Source organism: Streptomyces flavofungini, assembly GCF_014650815.1.
Classification (GTDB): Bacteria; Actinomycetota; Actinomycetes; order Streptomycetales; family Streptomycetaceae; genus Streptomyces; species Streptomyces flavofungini.
Genome location: NZ_BMVR01000018.1, coordinates 106770 through 126758 on the forward strand (window position 1 = coordinate 106770; position 19989 = coordinate 126758).

Below are 19989 nucleotides of genomic sequence, written 5' to 3' on the forward strand. Positions count from 1 at the left end.
CCCCCACGACGTGCGTTCACGCTCCCCCCGTATGCCAGAGAACTCCGCATCCGTCGTGGCGTCCAGGGGTTGTGGGGCAATGCTTGTGTGCCACCGTCGTGCGCCCCCTGGAACCGTAAATTTCCGGCCCTTCAGACGGCTCGGACGTACCATGCGCGCCATGGCAAAGGCACCCGTACTCACGCCCCGCGCGGACGACTTCCCCCGCTGGTACCAGGACCTGATCACCAAGGCCGAGCTGGCCGACAACGGCCCGGTGCGCGGCACCATGGTGATCCGCCCATACGGCTACGGGCTGTGGGAGCGGATGCAGCACGACATGGACGTACGCATCAAGGAGACGGGTACCCAGAACGCGTACTTCCCGCTCCTGATCCCGCAGTCGTACCTCACGCGCGAGGCGGAGCACGTCGAGGGCTTCACCCCGGAGCTGGCCGTCGTCACCCACGGCGGCGGCAAGGAGCTGGAGGAGCCGGTCGTCATCCGGCCCACTTCGGAGACCATCGTCAACGAGTACTTCTCCAAGTGGGTGCAGAGCTACCGCGACCTGCCTCTGCTCATCAACCAGTGGGCCAACGTGGTCCGTTGGGAACTGCGGCCCCGCCTGTTCCTGCGCACCTCGGAGTTCCTGTGGCAGGAGGGCCACACGGCGCACGCCACGTACGAGGAGGCCCGCGACTTCGCCGCCCGCATCCACCGGCACGTCTACGGATCCTTCCTGCGGGATCTGCTCGCCATGGACTTCGTCCTCGGCCGCAAGACGGCCGGCGAGCGCTTCGCGGGCGCCATCAACACCCTCACGCTCGAAGGCATGATGGGCGACGGCAAGGCCCTCCAGCTCGGCACCAGCCACGAACTCGGCCAGAACTTCGCCGAGGCCTTCGGCACCCGCTACCTGTCGAGGGACGGCGAGCAGGAACTGGTCTGGCAGACCTCCTGGGGCTCCACGACCCGCATGATCGGCGCCCTGGTGATGATGCACGGCGACGACAACGGCCTGCGCCTGCCGCCGCGCCTCGCCCCCGTCCAGGCCGTCGTACTCGCCGTCAAGGACGACGAGGCGGTGCTCGCCAAGGCGCGTGAGATCGGCGAGCGGCTCACGGCGGCGGGCGTGCGCGTCCAGGTCGACGACCGCACGGAGACCCCCTTCGGGCGCCGCGCCGTGGACTGGGAGCTCAAGGGCGTGCCGGTCCGCGTCGAGATCGGCCCGCGCGACCTGGAGAACGGCACCGCGATGCTCGTGCGCCGCATCGCGGGCGGCAAGCAGCCCGTGGCCCTCGACGCCCTCACGGCCCTGCTGCCCGCCGTCCTCGAAGAGGACCAGGAGCTGCTGCTCACCCAGGCCCGCGCCCGCCGGGAGTCCCGTACGAGTGACGTGGCCGACGTCGGCGAGGCCGTAGAGGCGGCCGTGGCGGGCGGCTGGGCGCGCCTCCCGTGGGCCGTCCTCGGCGCGGCGGGCGAGGCGCGGCTGGCCGAGCACGGGGTGACCGTACGGTGTCTGGTCGCGGAGGACGGGGCGGTGCCGGACGCCGATGACGCACCCGGTAACGTCGCCGTCGTGGCACGCGCGTACTGAGACCCCGGATTCCGGCTGGGGTGCCTTCATGAGGCGTCGGCCGGTCCTCTTCGCAACAGGGGCCCCGGCGCACGGAGTTGACCTACGCGCCGGGGCGTACGCGCCACTACGTACCGGCTTGATGCGAGCTGCGAGGCTTCTCCGCAGATCAGCGCACCCGCCCTCGTCCGGACGCATCAACGGCAACTGACGGGTAAGTGCAAATTATTTGAGATGCCCCGGAATGGAACCCGGAGGCACCCCGGCTCGTTGTCACGACGTGAGCACGACACCACCTGTTCTCGCCGCAGAGCTGGCACAGGCGTGGGCCGACATTCAGCGGCACCACTCCGAGCTGCCGGACCTAGCCGCGCCCGAATCCCTGATCGGAGAGTCGTCGTCCGCCTGTGGCGCCGAGCTCTCCTTCGAACGACTGCTGCACGAGGCAGTCCACGGCATCGCCGCGGCCCGCGGCGTACGCGACACCTCACGCGCGGGTCGCTACCACAACCGCAGATTCCTCTCGATCGCCGAGGAGCTGGGCCTCGACCACCCGGAGGAGCCACATCCGAGCAGTGGGTTCTCCCTGGTCACGCTCAACCCCGAGGCCAAGAAGCGCTATCGCCCGACCATGGAGCGGCTGCAGCGCGCTCTGCGGGCGCACACGGCCGCCACCACGGCGGACACGTCACGCACCTTCCGCGGCCCGGCCGCCCGGCACGGCTCCTCCGGAGGCGGCGTGCGCGTGAAGGCCGTCTGCGACTGCGGGCGCAACGTCCGCGTCGTGCCGTCGGTGCTCGCCCAGGCGCCCATCATGTGCGGCGGCTGCGGCAAGCCCTTCCGGATCCCGGAGGTGGTGGGCGTCGGCGCGGCGGCCGGGTGAGACGGGCCCACCCGCGATGAGCTGGTGCGGGGCGGTCGGCCGGATTCGGCCGCCCCGGTGGCTTGTGGCACAATGGCTAGCTGTACTCGACAGTCGCATAGGACCCCTCTCTCCTCCGGCTGACGCGTCCATCGGGCATCTCGAGTACCGCAACCCCACGCGGCATCCCGCTGTGCCCAACCACGTCAATCCAGGAGAACCCACTCCCGTGGCAGTCAAGATCAAGCTGAAGCGTCTGGGCAAGATCCGTTCGCCTCACTACCGCATCGTCGTCGCCGACTCCCGTACCCGCCGTGACGGCCGGGCCATCGAGGAGATCGGCCTGTACCACCCGGTGCAGAACCCCTCGCGCATCGAGGTCAACTCGGAGCGTGCCCAGTACTGGCTGTCCGTCGGCGCCCAGCCGACCGAGCCGGTCATGGCCATCCTGAAGCTCACCGGCGACTGGCAGAAGCACAAGGGCCTGCCGGCCCCCGCTCCGCTGCTGCAGCCGGAGCCCAAGGCCGACCACCGCGCCCTCTTCGAGGCCGTGGCCAAGGACGCCGACGGCGAGCCCAAGGGTGACGCCATCACCCAGAAGAAGAAGGCCGAGAAGAAGGACGAGGCCCCGGCCGAGTCCGCGGCCGAGTCGACCGAGGCCTGAGCATGCTCGAGGAGGCTCTCGAGCACCTCGTAAAGGGCATCGTCGACAACCCCGACGACGTGCAGGTCGCCTCGCGCAACCTGCGCCGCGGGCGCGTCCTCGAAGTCCGGGTCCACCCGGACGACCTGGGCAAGGTGATCGGCCGCAACGGCCGCACCGCACGCGCTCTGCGCACCGTCGTGGGCGCCATCGGCGGCCGCGGTGTCCGTGTCGACCTCGTCGACGTGGACCAGGTTCACTGAACCACACGTAGCACCGGCTCGGGCCGGGGAGGGCTCCAGGGCCGTCCCCGGCCCGCAGTCGTATTCACAGAGGGAGAGACAGCACAGTGCAGCTCGTAGTCGCGCGGATCGGCCGCGCCCACGGCATCAAGGGCGAGGTCACCGTCGAGGTGCGCACCGACGAGCCGGAGCTGCGGCTCGGCCCCGGCGCGGTGCTCGCCACCGACCCCGCCGGCGTGGGGCCGCTGACCATCGAGACCGGCCGGGTGCACAGCGGCAGGCTGCTGCTGCGCTTCGCGGGCGTACGCGACCGCTCCGGCGCCGAGGCGCTGCGCAACACCCTGCTGATCGCCGAGGTCGACCCGGAGGAGCTTCCGGAGGACCCGGAGGAGTTCTACGACCACCAGCTGATGGACCTCGACGTGGTCACCAAGGACGGCGTCGAGATCGGCCGGATCACCGAGATCTCGCACCTGCCCTCGCAGGACCTGTTCATCGTGGAGCGGCCCGACGGCAGCGAGGTGATGATCCCGTTCGTCGAGAAGATCGTCACCGAGATCGACCTGGAGGAGCAGCGGGCCGTCATCGACCCGCCGCCCGGGCTGATCGACGACCGCGCGGAGATCGCGTCCACCCGGGAGGCCGAGGCGGCCGCGGAGGGCCGGCCGGCGTCGGAGATCCAGGCGGCCCCGGAGGACCAGGCGTAATGCGGCTCGACGTCGTCACGATCTTCCCCGAGTACCTGGAACCCCTGAACGTCTCCCTCGTCGGCAAGGCACGCGCGCGTGGGCAGCTCGACGTCAACGTGCACGACCTCAGGGAGTGGACGTACGACCGGCACAACACGGTCGACGACACCCCTTACGGCGGCGGCCCGGGCATGGTCATGAAGACCGATCCCTGGGGTGCCGCCCTTGACGACGTGCTCGCCGAGGGGTACGAGGCAGGGGCGCACGGGCCCGTCCTCGTCGTCCCCACGCCCAGCGGGCGCCCCTTCACCCAGGAACTCGCCGTCGAGCTCTCCGAGCGCCCCTGGCTGGTCTTCACGCCCGCCCGCTACGAAGGCATCGACCGCCGCGTCATCGACGAGTACGCGACCCGGATGCCCGTCTACGAGGTCTCCATCGGCGACTACGTCCTCGCGGGCGGCGAGGCCGCCGTCCTGGTCGTCACGGAGGCCGTGGCCCGGCTCCTGCCCGGTGTCCTGGGCAACGCCGAGTCCCACCGCGACGACTCCTTCGCGCCCGGAGCCATGGCCAACCTCCTCGAAGGACCCGTCTACACCAAGCCCCCGGAGTGGCGCGGTCACGGCATTCCGGACGTCCTGCTCAGCGGCCACCACGGCAAGATCGCCCGCTGGCGCCGGGACGAGGCGCTGCGTCGTACGACCGCCAACCGGCCCGACCTGATCGAGCGCTGCGACCCCGCGGCCTTCGACAAGAAGGACCGCGAGATGCTCTCGATCCTGGGGTGGCGCCCGGGGCCCGACGGCCGATTTGGGCGAGACCCCGAGGCCGTGGAAGAATAGGCCGCTGCTGTACGTCCAGCCTGCGCCCCTGCCACAGGGGGAACGACGCCGGCCCGACGCGATCAGCTACCGAAACCTCATCACCACGTACCGCTGATGACCTGTGGCATCAGCGAAGAAAGCAGACGATCATGTCTCACCTGCTCGACTCCGTCGACTCCGCGTCGCTGCGCAGCGACATCCCGGCCTTCCGCCCGGGTGACACCGTCAACGTCCACGTCCGCGTCATCGAGGGCAACCGCTCCCGTGTGCAGCAGTTCAAGGGCGTAGTCATCCGCCGCCAGGGCGCCGGTGTCCGCGAGACCTTCACGGTCCGCAAGGTCTCGTTCTCCGTCGGCGTCGAGCGCACCTTCCCGGTGCACACCCCGATCGTCGAGAAGATCGAGCTGGTCACCAAGGGCGACGTCCGTCGCGCCAAGCTGTACTACCTGCGTGACCTGCGCGGCAAGGCCGCGAAGATCAAGGAGAAGCGCGAGAACTGATCTCGCGCCCGGCCCTCGGGCCGAGCTCCCACGCGGGTCCACAGTGAGGCCGGATAGCATCTGGCCTCGATGGACACCGATGCACAGCACACGGAGCGCGACCGCTCCTCCCCCTCTTCCGAGTCCGACGCCGCACCTGCGGACGCACCGGACACAGAGGGCACGGAGGAGCGGTCGCGCTCCGTTTTCGCGTCCGTCATGGACTGGCTGCCCGGCGGCCGCCTCACCCTGACCGCCCTCCTGACCCTGGTCGTCCTGCTCGTGCTCAGCACCTTCGTGGTGCAGCCGTTCGCGATCCCCAGCGGCTCCATGCAGCCCGCGTTCCAGCCCGGAGACCGCGTACTCGTCAACAAGTTGGCGTACCGTTTCGGTTCCGGCCCCCAGCGCGGAGACGCCGTCGTCTTCGACGGCAGCGGGTACTTCGGAGACTCGGACTACGTCAAGCGGGTCGCGGGAGTCGGCGGGGACCGCGTGGTCTGCTGCGACAACCGGGGGAGGATCAAGGTGAACGGCGAACCCGTCAACGAGCCCTACCTCTTCCCCGGGGACGCCCCCTCCAAGGTGCCCTTCGACGTCGTCGTGCCCGACGGCACCCTCTTCCTGCTCGGCGACCACCGCGGCGACTCCAGCGACTCCCGCGACCACCTGGGCTCTCCCGGCGGCGGCATGATCCCCGTCGACGCGGTCATCGGCAGGGCCGACTGGATCGTCTGGCCGCTCAGCCGCTGGGCCTCCCTGAAGCGTCCCGACGCCTACGCGCGCGTGCCGGCACCAGGCGGCGCGCATGGGTAACCGCGGCCGCGCGAAGGCCACCCACGCGGCCGACACACGGCTGCCCACCGGCACCCGCCCGACCAGCGGCCCGGTGCTGCCCGGCCGAGCCGAGCGGCGCAAGCTCGCGAAGAAGGTCAAGCGCCGCAGGCGCCGCTCCGCGATCAAGGAGATACCGCTCCTCATAGTCGTCGCCCTGCTGATAGCCCTCGTCCTGAAGACCTTCCTGGTGCAGGCCTTCGTGATCCCCTCGGGCTCCATGGAGCAGACGATCCGCATCGGTGACCGCGTCCTGGTCGACAAGCTCACTCCGTGGTTCGGCAGCAAGCCCTCGCGCGGGGACGTCGTCGTCTTCAAGGACCCCGGCAACTGGCTGGAGGAGGAGCGCGGCAAGAAGAAGGACGACCCCGTCGTCATCAAGCAGATCAAACAGGGCCTGACCTTCATCGGACTGCTCCCGTCCGACGGCGAGCGCGACCTGATCAAGCGAGTCGTCGGCGTCGGCGGCGACACCGTGCAGTGCTGTGACAAGAACGACAAGGTCACCGTCAACGGCGTCGCGATCAACGAGCCGTACCTCTTCCCCGGGGACAAGCCCTCCCTCTTCGAGTTCAAGGTGAAGGTCCCCGAAGGACGGCTGTTCATGATGGGCGACCACCGGTCGGACTCGGCCGACTCCCGCTTCCACCGGAACGAAAAGTTCAGCGGCACCGTCTCCGAGGACGAGGTCGTGGGCCGCGCACTCGTCATCGCCTGGCCGTTCGGTCACTGGCGCCAACTGGAGGAACCCGATACCTACGCGTCCGTGCCCGACGCGCCCTCCGGGTCGGACACGGCCACAGGAGCGTCGCATAGGGTGGCCCCCGGCGATCGCAACGGAATTACCGGCCTCCCGACCCCTGCGGAACTCCCGCTCGTTATGGGAGTGGTGGGCCTGCATCGCGTACGGGGCAGGCGGCGGTACGGACTGAGGAGTGGATGTGGGGGATGTGGCGGTCGGCGCACGATCCGGACACGAGGGGCCCGAGGAGCAGCCTGGGCACTCCGCAGGGCCGGTACCCGCACCCGCGGGGGACGGGATGAGCACCGGCCCTGACGTCGCGGCCCCCGGCTCCGCGGCTCCCGGCGAGACCGGCGTCCCCGGCCCCGAGGGCGCCGAGCCGCCCAAGCCGGCGAAGGCCAAGAAGCCGAAGTCCTTCTGGAAGGAACTGCCGCTCCTCATCGGCATCGCGCTGATCCTCGCCCTGGTCATCAAGACCTTCCTGGTCCAGGCGTTCTCGATCCCCTCGGACTCCATGCAGAACACGCTGCAGCAGGGCGACCGGGTGCTGGTCGACAAGCTCACCCCGTGGTTCGGCTCCGAGCCCGAGCGCGGCGAGGTCGTGGTCTTCAAGGACCCGGGCCACTGGCTGGACGGCGAGCCCACGCCCGACCCGAACGCGGTGCAGAAGGTCCTCGGCTGGATCGGCCTGATGCCGTCCGCCGACGAGAAGGACCTCATCAAGCGCGTCATCGCGGTCGGCGGCGACACCGTCGAGTGCAAGGGCACCGGCCCGGTGAAGGTCAACGGCAAGGCGCTGAACGAGAAGAACTACGTCTTCGAGGGCAACACCCCCTGCACGGTCGACGACCAGGGCGGCCAGTTCAAGGTCACGGTTCCCAAGGGCAAAATCTGGGTCATGGGCGACCACCGACAGAACTCGCTGGACTCCCGCTACCACCAGAACCAGCCCGGCGGCGGCGCCGTCCCCGTCGACAACGTCGTGGGCCGCGCCTTCGTGATCGCCTGGCCCCCCACCCGCTGGGGAACGCTGCCGGTCCCGGACACCTTCGACCAGCCCGGCATCAGCCAGGCGCTGAGCGCGGCCCCGGCCGCCCTCGGCCTCGCGGGCGCCGTGCCGATCGTGCTCTGGCGCCGTCGGCGGGCGGCCGCCGGCCCGGATTCCGGGCGCGCCACCAGGGTTTCTGGCGGGGGTACCGCCGGGTAGTCTGCCGTCCCAGATCACCGATCTTCCACGGCCCTCGTCCGACGGAGCGCGTCGTTCTCGTACGTCGCTCGCATACTCGGTACGTAGGGCCGCGGGGTCGTCTCCGAGCCGGGGGAGCACTGGGATGAGCGCGACACGACGTACGGACGAGGGCCACGGACGGCTCGGCAGCACGCTGTCGGGAGTCGCCGTGGCCCTCGGCTGTGTCCTCTTCCTCGGCGGCTTCGTCTGGGGCGCCTTCGTCTATCAGCCCTACACGGTCCCCACCGGCTCGATGACCCCGACCATCGGTGCGGGCGACCGGGTCCTCGCGCAGCGCATCGACGGCGACGACGTGCGCCGCGGGGACGTCGTCGTCTTCCGGCAGCAGGCGTGGGGCGACCTGCCCATGGTCAAGCGGGTCGTGGGCGTCGGCGGCGACCGGATCGCCTGCTGCACGGACGGCAAGCTGACGGTCAACGGCAAGCAGATTGACGAACCGTATCTCCCCAAGGGAATGGGCGCCGCGGCGACCGGAATCCCCGCGACCACCGTGCCCAAGGGCCATCTGTTCCTGCTCGGCGACGAGCGCAGCGGCTCGATGGACTCCAGCGTGCACCTGGAGGACGCCGACAAGGGCTCCGTGCCGCGCAGCGCGGTGAAGGCCCGTGTCGACGCCGTGGCCTGGCCCCTGGACGGCATGCTCGACCGCGCCACGAGCTTCGACGACCTGCCGGGCGGCGGCATGTCCGAGCCGGGGCCGCTGCGGCTGATCCTCGCCTCGGTGGTGGCGGGCGCGGCGCTGGTCCTCGGCGGGGCGGCGTACGGGCCGATCGCCAAGCGGGCACGGCGGGGTGGCCGTGAGCGGGGTGGGGCGGGTGGAGCCGGTGGTTCGGGTGGGGCCGGTGGCTCGGGTGGGCCTGGTAGGTCTGGTGGGGCTGCGGAGGCCGCTGGTGTCGGCTGAGGACGTGGCCGGGACGCTCGGCGCCGAGGCGGTGGGCGGGCGGCCGCTGCGCAAGGTGGCGCGGGTCGTGCTCCTTGACCCCAGGGACCGGATCCTGCTGCTGCACGGGCACGAGCCGGAGGACCGGGCGGACGACTGGTGGTTCACGCCGGGCGGCGGCGTGGAGGGCGACGAGACGCGCGAGGAGGCCGCGCTGCGCGAGCTCGCCGAGGAGACCGGAATCACAGACGTCGAACTCGGCCCGGTGCTGTGGCGGCGGGTGTGCTCCTTCCCCTTCGCCGGACGGCGTTGGGACCAGGACGAGTGGTACTACCTGGCGCGAACCGCGCAGACGGTGACGCGCGCGGAGGGCCTGACCGAGCTGGAGCGTCGCAGTGTCGCCGGAGCGCGCTGGTGGACGTGCCAGGAACTGGCCCGGGCCCATGAGACGGTGTATCCGACCAGGCTCGCCGAGTTGCTGCGCAAGCTGCTCGACGAGGGTCCTCCGAGCACGCCCGAGACCTTGGACACGGAAATCGTGTAGGGCCTCCCGGGGCTGGCGCACAATAGGGGGACGCACGGCTGAAGGGGAACATGCCATGAGCGCCGAGGACCTCGAGAAGTACGAGACCGAGATGGAGCTGAAGCTCTACCGGGAGTACCGAGACGTCGTCGGACTGTTCAAATACGTGATCGAGACCGAGCGGCGCTTCTACCTCACCAACGACTACGAGATGCAGGTGCACTCGGTCCAGGGCGAGGTGTTCTTCGAGGTGTCGATGGCGGACGCCTGGGTGTGGGACATGTATCGGCCGGCGCGGTTCGTCAAACAGGTCCGGGTTCTCACGTTCAAGGACGTGAATATCGAGGAGCTCAACAAGAGCGACCTCGAGCTGCCGGGCGGCTGACCGGCTCCGTTCGGCGCGTTCGACACGTTCGGGTGGCGGCGTTGTCCACAACCCGTCAGTAACGCACCAAGATCCAATAGTGCGGGCCCGCCACGTGACCGTGGGTGTCGGAGGTGGTGCCGACATGAACGCACAAGGCGCACTCGGCAAGTACGGCGAAGAGCTGGCCGCGCGGTGGCTGGCCGAGGCCGGGATGACGGTCCTGGACCGCAATTGGCGCGGCGGCAGGACGGGCGAGATCGACATCGTCGCCCGCGACGGTGACGCCCTGGTCGTCTGCGAGGTGAAGACCCGCAGGGAGGCGTCCTTCCAGCACCCGATGGCAGCGGTCACGGCCGCCAAGGCCCTGCGATTGCGCGGCCTGGCCGAGCGCTGGCTCCAGGAACACGGCGGGGCGCCACCGGGCGGCGTGCGCATCGATCTGGTGGGTGTCGTCGTGCCCGAGCGCGGTGCGCCCGTGGTCGAGCACGCGCGGGGGGTGGCCTGATGGGATTCGCACGCACATGCTCGGTGGCCCTGGTCGGCGTCGAGGGCGTCGTCGTCGAGGTGCAGGCCGACCTGGAGCCGGGCGTCGCGGCCTTCACGCTGGTGGGGCTGCCCGACAAGAGCCTCACGGAGAGCAGGGACCGGGTCAGGGCGGCGGTGGTGAACTCCGGCGACGAGTGGCCGCAGAAGAAGCTCACGGTCGGCCTGAGCCCCGCGTCCGTGCCGAAGGGCGGCAGCGGCTTCGACCTGGCCGTCGCCTGCGCCGTCCTCGGTGCCGCGGAGCGGATCGACCCCCGCGTCCTCGCCGACATCGTGATGATCGGCGAACTGGGGCTCGACGGCCGGGTGCGGCCGGTACGCGGAGTGCTGCCCGCCGTCCTCGCGGCGGCCGAGGCGGGGTACGAACAAGTGGTCGTGCCCGAGTGCACGGCGGCGGAGGCCGCACTGGTGCCCGGGGTGTCCGTCCTCGGGGTGCGCAGCCTGCGGCAACTGGTCGCGGTCCTCACCGACGAGCCCGTCCCGGAGGAGGACCCCGCCGAGGTGGGGCGCCCGGACCCGCTGATGGCGGGCCTGAGCCTGCCCGGCGCGGGGCTGGGCACCGGGGTGAGCGGCATCGGCTCCTCGGAGCACGACCGGCGGCACGATCTCGCGGACGTGGTCGGCCAGATGTCGGCGCGGACGGCGATCGAGGTGGCCGCGGCCGGTGGGCATCACACGTTCCTGCAGGGCCCGCCGGGCGCGGGCAAGACCATGCTCGCCGAGCGGATGCCGGCGATCATGCCCCGGCTGTCCAGGGCCGAGTCCCTGGAGGTGACGGCCGTCCACTCGATCGCGGGCATGCTGCCGCCCGGCAAGCCGCTGGTGGACATCCCGCCGTTCTGCGCGCCCCACCACTCCGCGACCATGCAGTCGCTGGTGGGCGGCGGCAAGGGGCTCGCCCGACCCGGAGCGGTCTCGCTCGCCCACCGCGGCGTGCTGTTCCTGGACGAGGCACCCGAGTTCAGCGGCCACGCCTTGGACGCCCTCCGCCAACCCCTTGAGTCCGGGTACGTCGTGATCGCCCGCAGCGCCGGAGTCGTCCGGCTGCCCTCACGGTTCCTCATGCTCCTCGCCGCGAACCCCTGCCCGTGCGGCCGCTTCAGCCTGACGGGCGACAGTTGCGACTGCACGTCGAACAGCATCCGGCGCTACCAAGCCAGGCTCTCCGGCCCACTCCTCGACCGGGTCGACCTGCGCGTCGACGTGGAACCCGTCACCCGCTCCGAACTGACCGCACAGGGCGCGCGAGGCGAGTCCACTCAGATCGTGGCCGACCGCGTACGCGCCGCCCGCGAGCGCGCCACCGCCCGCCTCACCGGCACGCCTTGGCGCACCAACGCCGACGTACCCGGCCATGAACTGCGCAGCCGTTGGCACGCGGTCCCCGGGGCCATGGCCGAGGCGGAGCGAAGCCTGGAGCGAGGCTTCCTCACCGCCCGCGGCCTCGACCGGGTCCTACGGGTGGCGTGGACGGTGGCCGACTTGGCGGGCCATGACCGTCCTGACGCGGGGGATGTGGCGTTGGCGCTGCAATTGCGGACGGGGGTGCCACGGGGGGTGCCGATGGCGGTGGGGGCTCGGTCGTGAGGGGGGAGACGGGGCCGGGGGATGGACGGGGGCCGGTGGTCGGTCAGGACCACGTGGGACCGGACTGGCCGGACCTGGAATCTCCGGCGCCTGCGGCTGCGACACCCCTGGGTTCCCCGAGAGGGAGGCCCTCGGCCTGTCTGGACGAGGCTCATCCGGGCTCGCCCAGCAAGGCGCCCCCGCCCCACCCCGACGAGGAACGCCTGGCCCGGGTCGCCCTCACCCGGGTGCTGGAGCCCGGGGACGCCGTGGGCGGGCGATGGCTGCGGGAGTGGGGAGCCGTCGCCGTGCTGCGGTGCCTGGTGGAAGGGGTAGAGGTCGTCGACGGCATGGGTGGCATCGGCGGCATCGAGGGTGGCGACGGGATCGGGGGCCGGGAGGGGCTCGTGGATGGGGAAGGAGCGGGCGGGAAGGCGCGGCTGCCAGGGGTTACCGCCAAGCGGTGGGCGGGGTTGCGGGCTCGGGCCGGGCGGGTGCGGGCGGTGCGGGATGTGGAGACGGCCGCGGCGGCGGGGGCGCGGTTCGTGATGCCGGGGGACGCCGAGTGGCCCGCTCAGTTGGACGACCTGGGGGACGCGCGGCCCGTTGGGCTGTGGGTGCGGGGGCGGCCGTCCCTGCGGATCTGGGCGCTGCGTTCGGTGGCGGTCGTGGGGGCGCGGGCCTGCACGGAGTACGGGGCGCACGTGGCGGCGGGCCTGGGGGCGGGGCTGGCCGAGCGCGGGTGGGTTGTGGTGTCCGGTGGTGCGTACGGGGTGGATGGCGCCGCGCACAGGGGTGCTCTCGGCGCGGGTGGTGCCACCGTGGCGGTGCTCGCGTGCGGGGTCGACCGGCCCTATCCCCGGGGGCACGCGCAGTTGATCGGGCGGATCGCGGAACAGGGGCTTGTCGTGGGGGAGTTGCCGCCCGGCGACCATCCGACGCCGAGCAGGTTCATCCAGCGGAACAGGGTGATCGCGGCGCTGACCCGGGGCACCGTCGTCGTGGAGGCCGCGTACCGCAGCGGCGCGCTGGTCACGGCGCGCTGTGCGCGGGACCTGGGGAGACACACGATGGGGGTGCCGGGTCCTGTCACCAGCGGCCTCTCCGCGGGGGTGCACGAACTGCTGCGCGGGGACGCGGTGCTGGTCGGGGACGCCGCCGAAGTCGTGGAGCTGGTCGGGGACATGGGGGACCTCGCGCCCCGGCGGCGCGGCCCCGTCGTGCCGCGCGATCTGCTCGCCCCCGGGGCGGCCCGGGTGCTGGCCGCGCTGCCGGCCCGGGGGAGCGCCGGCGCCCGGGACATCGCGCGAGAAGCGGGCACCTGTGCGGACGATGCGGTCGTCCGGCTGTACGAACTTCGCTCGCTCGGGTTTGTCGAACGACACGGCGATGGCTGGCAGTTGACACGCCAGGCGTTTCTGTCGGTCTTTCCGGAGGGAGGTGATGTGTGACGGTGCGTGTTGCGCCGGACGGATGAACCCCCGACGACCTTGGGAAATCGTGCAGTTGGCGGGCCCGGTCGGTCACGGAGCGCGACGAAAGTGATCCCATAGGGAGTCAAGCGGAACGTATCTGCGTACGTGCGATCCCATACTCTTCGCTCACTGCGACACTTCAGTCACGCTACGCTCACGACGAATCCGGTGCAGACAGGCAATCAGACGGACAACCTCATTCACTTCACGCAAAACCGCAACCGCACAAATTCCGGCAACTTTTCCAGTTCACGGCAGAACGGCTCAAGGCGACGCATGCCCCAGCACACGTCAGGGTCCGACCGGGCGGCAGTTCCCCCAGCCGCCCGAAGCGGCGAGCGGGAGCGGCCACCCGCTCCCACGTCGCTGGACGAGCTGTGGCGGTCGTACAAGACGACGGGTGACGGGCGGCTGCGCGAGCAGCTGATCCTGCACTACTCGCCACTCGTGAAGTACGTCGCGGGCCGCGTGAGCGTCGGCCTGCCGCCCAACGTCGAGCAGGCGGACTTCGTGTCGTCCGGGGTCTTCGGGCTCATCGACGCGATCGAGAAGTTCGACATCGACCGGTCGATCAAGTTCGAGACGTACGCGATCACGCGGATCCGGGGCGCGATGATCGACGAGCTGCGGGCGCTCGACTGGATCCCCCGGTCCGTACGGCAGAAGGCGCGCAACGTGGAGCGGGCCTACGCCACGCTGGAGGCGCGACTGCGGCGCACCCCGTCCGAGGGCGAGGTCGCCGCCGAGATGGGCATCCAGGTGGAGGAACTGCACGCGGTCTTCAGTCAGTTGTCGCTGGCGAACGTCGTCGCCCTGGAGGAGCTGCTGCACGTCGGCGGCGAGGGCGACCGGCTGAGCCTGATGGACACGCTGGAGGACACCGCCGCCGACAACCCCGTCGAGGTCGCCGAGGGCCGTGAGCTGCGGCGGCTGCTGGCGCGGGCGATCAACACGCTGCCCGAGCGCGAGAAGACCGTCGTGACGCTGTACTACTACGAAGGGCTCACGCTCGCCGAGATCGGCAATGTGCTCGGGGTGACAGAGAGCAGGGTCAGCCAGATCCACACCAAGTCGGTGCTGCAGCTGCGGGCGAAGCTGGCCAGTTTCGGTCGGTGAGGGCGTCGGCGGGGGAGCTGAATCGTCCCTGCCCGTGCCGCGCCCGGCCCCCGCGCCGTCGCTGCCAGGCGGAATGGCTGCCTGGCGGACTCCCGTGGCGGGCGCCACGTCCGTAAAGTGGGAACGTGCCAAGGATTCGAGCGGCCTCTGTGGCCGAGCACCGGTCGATGCAGCGAGGCGCCCTGCTGGACGCCGCGCGATCCCTGCTGTCCGAAGGCGGTACGGAGGCGTTGACGTTCCCGGCGCTCGCCGAGCGCACGGGTCTCGCGCGCTCGTCCGTCTACGAGTACTTCCGCTCGCGGGCCGCCGTCGTCGAAGAGCTCTGCGAGGTCGACTTCCCCGTCTGGGCGGCGGAGGTCTCGGCGGCCATGGAGGCGGCGGAGACGCCTGAGGCGCAGGTCGAGGCGTATGTGCGGCGGCAGCTTGCGCTGGTCGGGGACCGGCGGCACCGGGCCGTTGTGGCGATTTCGGCCAGTGAGCTCGATGCGAGGGCGCGGGAGAAGATCCGGGCCGCGCACGGTGGGCTTGTGGCCATGATCGTGGAGGCGTTGGCTGCGTTGGGGCATCGCGAGCCGCGGATGGCTGCGATGTTGCTTCAGGGGATTGTGGATGCCGCGGTGCGGCGTATTGAGCTTGGGGTGGCCGAGGAGCCCGGCGCCATTACGGAGGCGGCCGTGGCCATGGCTCTGCGGGGCGTCCAGGGCTGAGGCCTCTGGCCGGGGGCCTTGGGCGGGGCGGAGCCCGAGGGTGACAGTGGTCAGAGTGGGCGTTCAGGGCGCCCGACACCGGGGGCTGTGCCCACCCGTGCCGCCCTGCGGCACGATTGCCCACAGCGGTCACCGGGAGGGGGGTCTCACCGGTGCTCCCGTCAGTGGCAATAGTCGCGACGGTGCGTGGCCCAAGAGCCACGGCGGCAGCAGGCTCAGAGGGTTCACGTAGGTGTCCGCTTTGAGCAGGCCCCAGTGGATGCAGGCCGTGGGGCAGTGGAAGCGGGCGGCGGACTCGACCGTGCCGAGGGTGGTGCCTGTGGTCACCCTCGCGCCCTTCTTCAGGGTGGGCCGTACTGGCTCGTAGGTCGTGCGCAGGGGTGGGGCGCCCGTGCCCGACAGTTCCACGGAGACCACCCCGCGGCCGCCGACCCGGCCCGCGAAGGACACCCGGCCCGGCGCCACCGCGCGGACGGGGGAGCCCGGCGCCGTCGCCAGGTCCACGCCCCGGTGCCCCGCCCCGTACTCCGTCGCCGGCGGCTCCCACCCCCGTACCACCGACGGACGCACCCCCACCGGCCAAGCGCGGCCCACGACCGGAACCCGACCCTCACCCGCCCCCGGCGGCGGCTCCGGCCCCGACGGAAGGGCCGCGGCCCGGCGCTCCGGCCCCACCCGCCCCGCCCCCGCCACCCCCACGGACGAGCAGGCCAGCACAAGCAGCACCGTCACCCGCACCACCACACACGTCACGCCCCGCAGCCGGGGCAGTCGCTCATACGTCATACGAGAACGGTCCCGTCCCGAGCGCATCCGCAGGGATCATGGCCGGGAACTGTGGACTACCAGCCGGTTGTGGACAGCGGCGTCACCCGCCGCCCCGCGGGTCCCGTACACTTCATGTGGCGATCCGGGTCACCGGGTCGACTTCGCACGCCCCGACATCAGGCTCTCGTAGAGCCGACGGTGTCAGCGCCTTTCGGTCCCGTACGCGAGTACGTGGCACGGCGCGAGCCGGGCGTCAGGACATAACCGAGAACACCAAGGAGTACGGCCATGGCCGTCGTCACGATGCGGGAGCTGCTGGAAAGCGGCGTCCACTTCGGTCACCAGACCCGCCGTTGGAACCCGAAGATGAAGCGCTTCATCTTCACGGAGCGCAACGGCATCTACATCATCGACCTTCTCCAGTCGCTGTCGTACATCGACCGCGCCTACGAGTTCGTCAAGGAGACCGTCGCCCACGGCGGCACGGTCATGTTCGTCGGCACGAAGAAGCAGGCGCAGGAGGCCATCGCCGAGCAGGCCACCCGCGTCGGCATGCCCTTCGTCAACCAGCGCTGGCTGGGCGGCATGCTCACCAACTTCTCGACCGTCTACAAGCGTCTGCAGCGCCTCAAGGAGCTCGAGCAGATCGACTTCGAGGACGTCGCCGCGTCGGGTCTCACCAAGAAGGAGCTTCTCGTGCTCTCGCGCGAGAAGGCCAAGCTGGAGAAGACCCTCGGTGGTATCCGCGAGATGTCCAAGGTGCCCAGCGCCGTCTGGATCGTGGACACCAAGAAGGAGCACATCGCGGTCGGTGAGGCCCGGAAGCTCAACATCCCGGTCGTCGCCATCCTCGACACCAACTGTGACCCCGACGAGGTCGACTACAAGATCCCGGGCAACGACGACGCGATCCGCTCCGTCACCCTGCTCACCCGCGTGATCGCCGACGCCGTCGCCGAGGGCCTCATCGCCCGTTCCGGCGTCGCCACCGGTGACTCGAAGCCGGGCGAGAAGGCCGCTGGCGAGCCGCTCGCCGAGTGGGAGCGCGACCTGCTCGAGGGCGAGAAGAAGGCCGACGACGCCGAGGCCCCCAAGGCCGACGAGGCGCCCAAGGCCGACGCCGCCGAGGCCGTCGAGGCCCCGAAGGCCGACGAGGCGCCGGCCGAGGCCGTCGCCGAGACCGTCGAGGCCCCCGCCGCGGAGGCCGAGCAGGCCTGACTTCGGCGCCGGCCGCTCGAGCGCGCGGCCACAACGGCCGCGAGCAGCGGCGGCTGCTGAAGCATCGGCTGCTGACGGCGGGGGTCCGTGCCACGAGCGCGGCCCCCGCCGTTCACCCGTAGATCTTCGACTTCGAGAAAGATTTCCGAGAATCATGGCGAACTACACCGCCGCTGACGTCAAGAAGCTCCGTGAGCTCACGGGCGCCGGCATGATGGACTGCAAGAAGGCGCTGGACGAGGCCGACGGCGATGTCGACAAGGCCGTCGAGGCCCTGCGCATCAAGGGCCAGAAGGGCGTCGCCAAGCGCGAGGGCCGCTCCGCCGAGAACGGCGCCGTGGTCTCCCTCATCGCCGACGACAACACCTCCGGTGTCATCGTCGAGCTCAAGTGCGAGACGGACTTCGTCGCCAAGGGCGAGAAGTTCCAGGCCGTGGCGAACAACCTCGCCGCCCACGTCGCCAAGACCTCCCCGGCCGACATCGAGGCGCTGCTCGCCTCCGAGATCGAGGCCGGCAAGACGGTCCAGGCGTACGTCGACGAGGCCAACGCCAACCTCGGCGAGAAGATCGTCCTGGACCGCTTCGCGCAGTTCAGCGACGGCTTCGTCTTCGCGTACATGCACCGCACCATGCCCGACCTGCCCCCGCAGATCGGTGTTCTGGTCGAGCTGGACAAGGCCGACGCCGACACCGCCAAGGGCATCGCGCAGCACATCGCCGCCTTCGCGCCGAAGTACCTCACCCGTGAGGACGTTCCGGCCGAGGTCGTCGAGACCGAGCGTCGCGTCGCCGAGGAGACCACCCGCGCCGAGGGCAAGCCGGAGGCCGCGCTCCCGAAGATCGTCGAGGGTCGCGTCAACGGCTTCTTCAAGGAGGCCACCCTTCTTGGCCAGCCCTACGCGCTGGACAACAAGAAGTCGGTCGAGAAGGTCCTGGCCGAGGCCGGTGTCACCCTGAAGCGCTTCTCGCGCATCAAGGTCGGCATCTGAGTCCGGACCACGATCAGCGGTGGACCCCGCTAGGGTCTACCGCGGTCGCCCGCGTGCGCGGCGGCGTACGCGACGGGAGTGACGCCGTACGCGAAGGCACGGGAAACGGGCCTTCGCACGCGACGGACGACCGCAAGATCTGACGAGGAGGCCATTGCCGAGCATGGGATGAACACCACCCCACCGGCAATGGCCTCTTCGTATGTGCACCACAAGGAGAACTCCATGACCAAGGCCGACACCAAGAGTGACGACGGCAAAGTAGCCGGGCGCTTCCTGCTGAAGCTGTCCGGCGAGGCGTTCGCCGGAGGCGGCGGACTCGGCGTCGACCCCGATGTGGTGCACAACATCGCCCGCGAGATCGCGGCCGTCGTGCGGGACGGCGCGCAGATCGCCGTCGTCATCGGCGGCGGCAACTTCTTCCGCGGCGCCGAGCTGCAGCAGCGCGGCATGGACCGGGCCCGCTCCGACTACATGGGCATGCTCGGCACGGTCATGAACTGCCTCGCCCTGCAGGACTTCCTGGAGAAGGAAGGCATCGACTCCCGCGTGCAGACCGCCATCACCATGGGGCAGGTCGCCGAGCCGTACATCCCGCTGCGCGCGGTGCGGCACCTGGAGAAGGGCCGCGTCGTCATCTTCGGCGCCGGCATGGGCATGCCGTACTTCTCCACCGACACCACGGCCGCCCAGCGGGCCCTGGAGATCGACGCCGAGGCCCTGCTCATGGGCAAGAACGGGGTCGACGGCGTCTACGACTCCGACCCCAAGACCAACCCGGACGCGGTGAAGTTCGACGCCCTCGGGTACGGCGAGGTCATCACCCGCGACCTGAAGGTCGCCGACGCCACCGCGGTCACGCTGTGCCGGGACAACAAGCTGCCCATCCTGGTCTTCGAACTCCTCGCCGAGGGCAATATCGCGCGGGCCGTCAAGGGTGAGAAGATCGGCACTCTCGTGGGCGACCAGGGCTCCCGGGCCTGAGCCGAGTACGTCCCCCAAGGGGATGGACGACCCCCTCGAGGGGATGGACAAAGCCCTGCCGGTCGGACACCGTGCAGGAAAGAGACGCGACGCAGCCGGCCGATCCTTGGAAGCCGGGCCTACTCAAGACACGCAGGAGCAAGTGGTGATCGAAGAGACCCTCCTCGAGGCCGAGGAGAAGATGGAGAAGGCCGTCGTGGTCGCCAAGGAGGACTTCGCCGCGATCCGTACGGGCCGTGCCCACCCGGCGATGTTCAACAAGATCGTGGCCGACTACTACGGCGCGCTGACGCCGATCAACCAGCTGGCCTCGTTCTCGGTGCCCGAGCCGCGCATGGCCGTGGTGACCCCGTTCGACAAGACCGCGCTGCGCAACATCGAGCAGGCGATCCGCGACTCGGACCTGGGCGTCAACCCGAGCAACGACGGCAACATCATCCGAGTGACGTTCCCCGAGCTCACCGAGGAGCGCCGCCGCGACTACATCAAGGTCGCCAAGACCAAGGGCGAGGACTCCAAGATCTCGATCCGGTCGATCCGTCGCAAGGCCAAGGAAACCATCGACAAGGCCATCAAGGACGGCGACGTCGGTGAGGACGAGGGCCGTCGCGCCGAGAAGGAGCTCGACGACACCACCGCCAAGTACGTTGCCCAGGTGGACGAGCTGCTCAAGCACAAGGAAGCCGAGCTGCTCGAGGTCTGATCGAGTCTGACTCGACGTCCGATCTAGGTCTGAGG

At 70.5% G+C, this 19989-nt stretch carries 23 protein-coding genes; 22 read left to right on the forward strand and 1 reads right to left on the reverse strand.

Annotated features, from left to right (window positions below):
- Nucleotides 1–160: 160 nt before the first annotated feature.
- The 18 genes from proS to IE274_RS34620 all read left to right on the forward strand — a co-directional run bounded on the left by proS (nt 161) and on the right by IE274_RS34620 (nt 15290).
- Complete coding sequence (gene proS / locus IE274_RS34535; RefSeq protein ID WP_190119886.1) at nt 161–1576, forward strand: proline--tRNA ligase; 1416 nt, start codon at nt 161–163, stop codon at nt 1574–1576.
- A gap of 223 nt (nt 1577–1799) precedes the next feature.
- Nucleotides 1800–2438, forward strand: a complete 639-nt coding sequence (locus IE274_RS34540) for a hypothetical protein (protein WP_190119887.1) — start codon at nt 1800–1802, stop codon at nt 2436–2438.
- A gap of 208 nt (nt 2439–2646) precedes the next feature.
- Nucleotides 2647–3081, forward strand: a complete 435-nt coding sequence (gene rpsP, locus IE274_RS34545) for a 30S ribosomal protein S16 (RefSeq protein WP_190119888.1) — start codon at nt 2647–2649, stop codon at nt 3079–3081.
- A gap of 2 nt (nt 3082–3083) precedes the next feature.
- Nucleotides 3084–3323 carry an RNA-binding protein gene (locus IE274_RS34550; protein WP_030361979.1) on the forward strand — a complete coding sequence of 80 codons (240 nt, stop codon included), beginning with the start codon at nt 3084–3086 and terminating at the stop codon, nt 3321–3323.
- 86 nt (nt 3324–3409) lie between these two features.
- Entirely contained in the window at nt 3410–4009 is a 600-nt protein-coding gene (gene rimM, locus IE274_RS34555; protein WP_190119889.1) for a ribosome maturation factor RimM, read from the forward strand.
- Nucleotides 4009–4830 carry a tRNA (guanosine(37)-N1)-methyltransferase TrmD gene (trmD, locus tag IE274_RS34560; RefSeq protein ID WP_190119890.1) on the forward strand — a complete coding sequence of 274 codons (822 nt, stop codon included), beginning with the start codon at nt 4009–4011 and terminating at the stop codon, nt 4828–4830. Before rimM ends, trmD begins: the two co-directional genes overlap by 1 nt.
- Before the next feature lie 131 nt (nt 4831–4961).
- Complete coding sequence (gene rplS, locus IE274_RS34565) at nt 4962–5312, forward strand: 50S ribosomal protein L19 (protein ID WP_016638799.1); 351 nt, start codon at nt 4962–4964, stop codon at nt 5310–5312.
- Nucleotides 5313–5381: 69 nt separating this feature from the next.
- Complete coding sequence (gene lepB, locus IE274_RS34570; protein ID WP_190119891.1) at nt 5382–6104, forward strand: signal peptidase I; 723 nt, start codon at nt 5382–5384, stop codon at nt 6102–6104.
- Nucleotides 6097–7179 carry a signal peptidase I gene (gene lepB / locus IE274_RS34575; RefSeq protein WP_190119892.1) on the forward strand — a complete coding sequence of 361 codons (1083 nt, stop codon included), beginning with the start codon at nt 6097–6099 and terminating at the stop codon, nt 7177–7179. The genes lepB (IE274_RS34570) and lepB (IE274_RS34575) overlap by 8 nt, the downstream gene beginning before the upstream one ends.
- Nucleotides 7064–8071, forward strand: coding sequence for a signal peptidase I (gene lepB, locus IE274_RS34580; protein ID WP_190119893.1), 1008 nt, complete (start codon nt 7064–7066; stop codon nt 8069–8071). The genes lepB (IE274_RS34575) and lepB (IE274_RS34580) overlap by 116 nt, the downstream gene beginning before the upstream one ends.
- Nucleotides 8072–8195: 124 nt before the next feature.
- Nucleotides 8196–9014 carry a signal peptidase I gene (gene lepB / locus IE274_RS34585; RefSeq protein WP_190119894.1) on the forward strand — a complete coding sequence of 273 codons (819 nt, stop codon included), beginning with the start codon at nt 8196–8198 and terminating at the stop codon, nt 9012–9014.
- Nucleotides 9004–9537, forward strand: a complete 534-nt coding sequence (locus tag IE274_RS34590; RefSeq protein ID WP_229909997.1) for an NUDIX hydrolase — start codon at nt 9004–9006, stop codon at nt 9535–9537. The genes lepB (IE274_RS34585) and IE274_RS34590 overlap by 11 nt, the downstream gene beginning before the upstream one ends.
- A 55-nt stretch (nt 9538–9592) precedes the next feature.
- Nucleotides 9593–9901, forward strand: a complete 309-nt coding sequence (locus IE274_RS34595; protein WP_003965949.1) for a DUF2469 domain-containing protein — start codon at nt 9593–9595, stop codon at nt 9899–9901.
- 94 nt (nt 9902–9995) lie between these two features.
- Nucleotides 9996–10388, forward strand: a complete 393-nt coding sequence (locus IE274_RS34600; RefSeq protein ID WP_190119895.1) for a YraN family protein — start codon at nt 9996–9998, stop codon at nt 10386–10388.
- Nucleotides 10388–12013 carry a YifB family Mg chelatase-like AAA ATPase gene (locus IE274_RS34605; RefSeq protein WP_190119896.1) on the forward strand — a complete coding sequence of 542 codons (1626 nt, stop codon included), beginning with the start codon at nt 10388–10390 and terminating at the stop codon, nt 12011–12013. Before IE274_RS34600 ends, IE274_RS34605 begins: the two co-directional genes overlap by 1 nt.
- A 140-nt stretch (nt 12014–12153) precedes the next feature.
- On the forward strand, nt 12154–13443 hold the full coding sequence (gene dprA / locus IE274_RS34610) for a DNA-processing protein DprA (protein WP_190119945.1): 1290 nt from the start codon (nt 12154–12156) through the stop codon (nt 13441–13443).
- A gap of 300 nt (nt 13444–13743) precedes the next feature.
- Nucleotides 13744–14583, forward strand: coding sequence for an RNA polymerase sigma factor WhiG (gene whiG, locus IE274_RS34615; RefSeq protein ID WP_190119897.1), 840 nt, complete (start codon nt 13744–13746; stop codon nt 14581–14583).
- A 149-nt stretch (nt 14584–14732) separates the two neighbouring features.
- A complete protein-coding gene (locus IE274_RS34620; protein ID WP_190119898.1) occupies nt 14733–15290 on the forward strand; it encodes a TetR/AcrR family transcriptional regulator in 558 nt (185 codons plus the stop codon).
- A gap of 129 nt (nt 15291–15419) precedes the next feature.
- Here IE274_RS34620 and IE274_RS34625 read toward each other — a convergent pair whose 3' ends face one another.
- Nucleotides 15420–16103, reverse strand: a complete 684-nt coding sequence (locus IE274_RS34625; RefSeq protein ID WP_372446979.1) for a peptidoglycan DD-metalloendopeptidase family protein — start codon at nt 16101–16103, stop codon at nt 15420–15422.
- A 243-nt stretch (nt 16104–16346) separates the two neighbouring features.
- Between IE274_RS34625 and rpsB the strand changes: the two genes are divergently transcribed.
- The 4 genes from rpsB (at nt 16347) to frr (ending at nt 19954) form a co-directional block, all read left to right on the forward strand.
- Nucleotides 16347–17276, forward strand: a complete 930-nt coding sequence (gene rpsB / locus IE274_RS34630; protein ID WP_190119899.1) for a 30S ribosomal protein S2 — start codon at nt 16347–16349, stop codon at nt 17274–17276.
- A gap of 154 nt (nt 17277–17430) precedes the next feature.
- Nucleotides 17431–18267 (forward strand): translation elongation factor Ts, encoded by an 837-nt coding sequence (tsf, locus tag IE274_RS34635; RefSeq protein WP_190119900.1) that lies wholly within the window; start codon nt 17431–17433, stop codon nt 18265–18267.
- A 225-nt stretch (nt 18268–18492) separates the two neighbouring features.
- Nucleotides 18493–19251 carry a UMP kinase gene (gene pyrH / locus IE274_RS34640; RefSeq protein WP_190119901.1) on the forward strand — a complete coding sequence of 253 codons (759 nt, stop codon included), beginning with the start codon at nt 18493–18495 and terminating at the stop codon, nt 19249–19251.
- Between the two features lie 145 nt (nt 19252–19396).
- The gene (gene frr, locus IE274_RS34645; protein WP_190119902.1) at nt 19397–19954 is read left to right on the forward strand and encodes a ribosome recycling factor; all 558 of its coding nucleotides are present in this window, start codon (nt 19397–19399) and stop codon (nt 19952–19954) included.
- Nucleotides 19955–19989 lie beyond the last annotated feature (35 nt).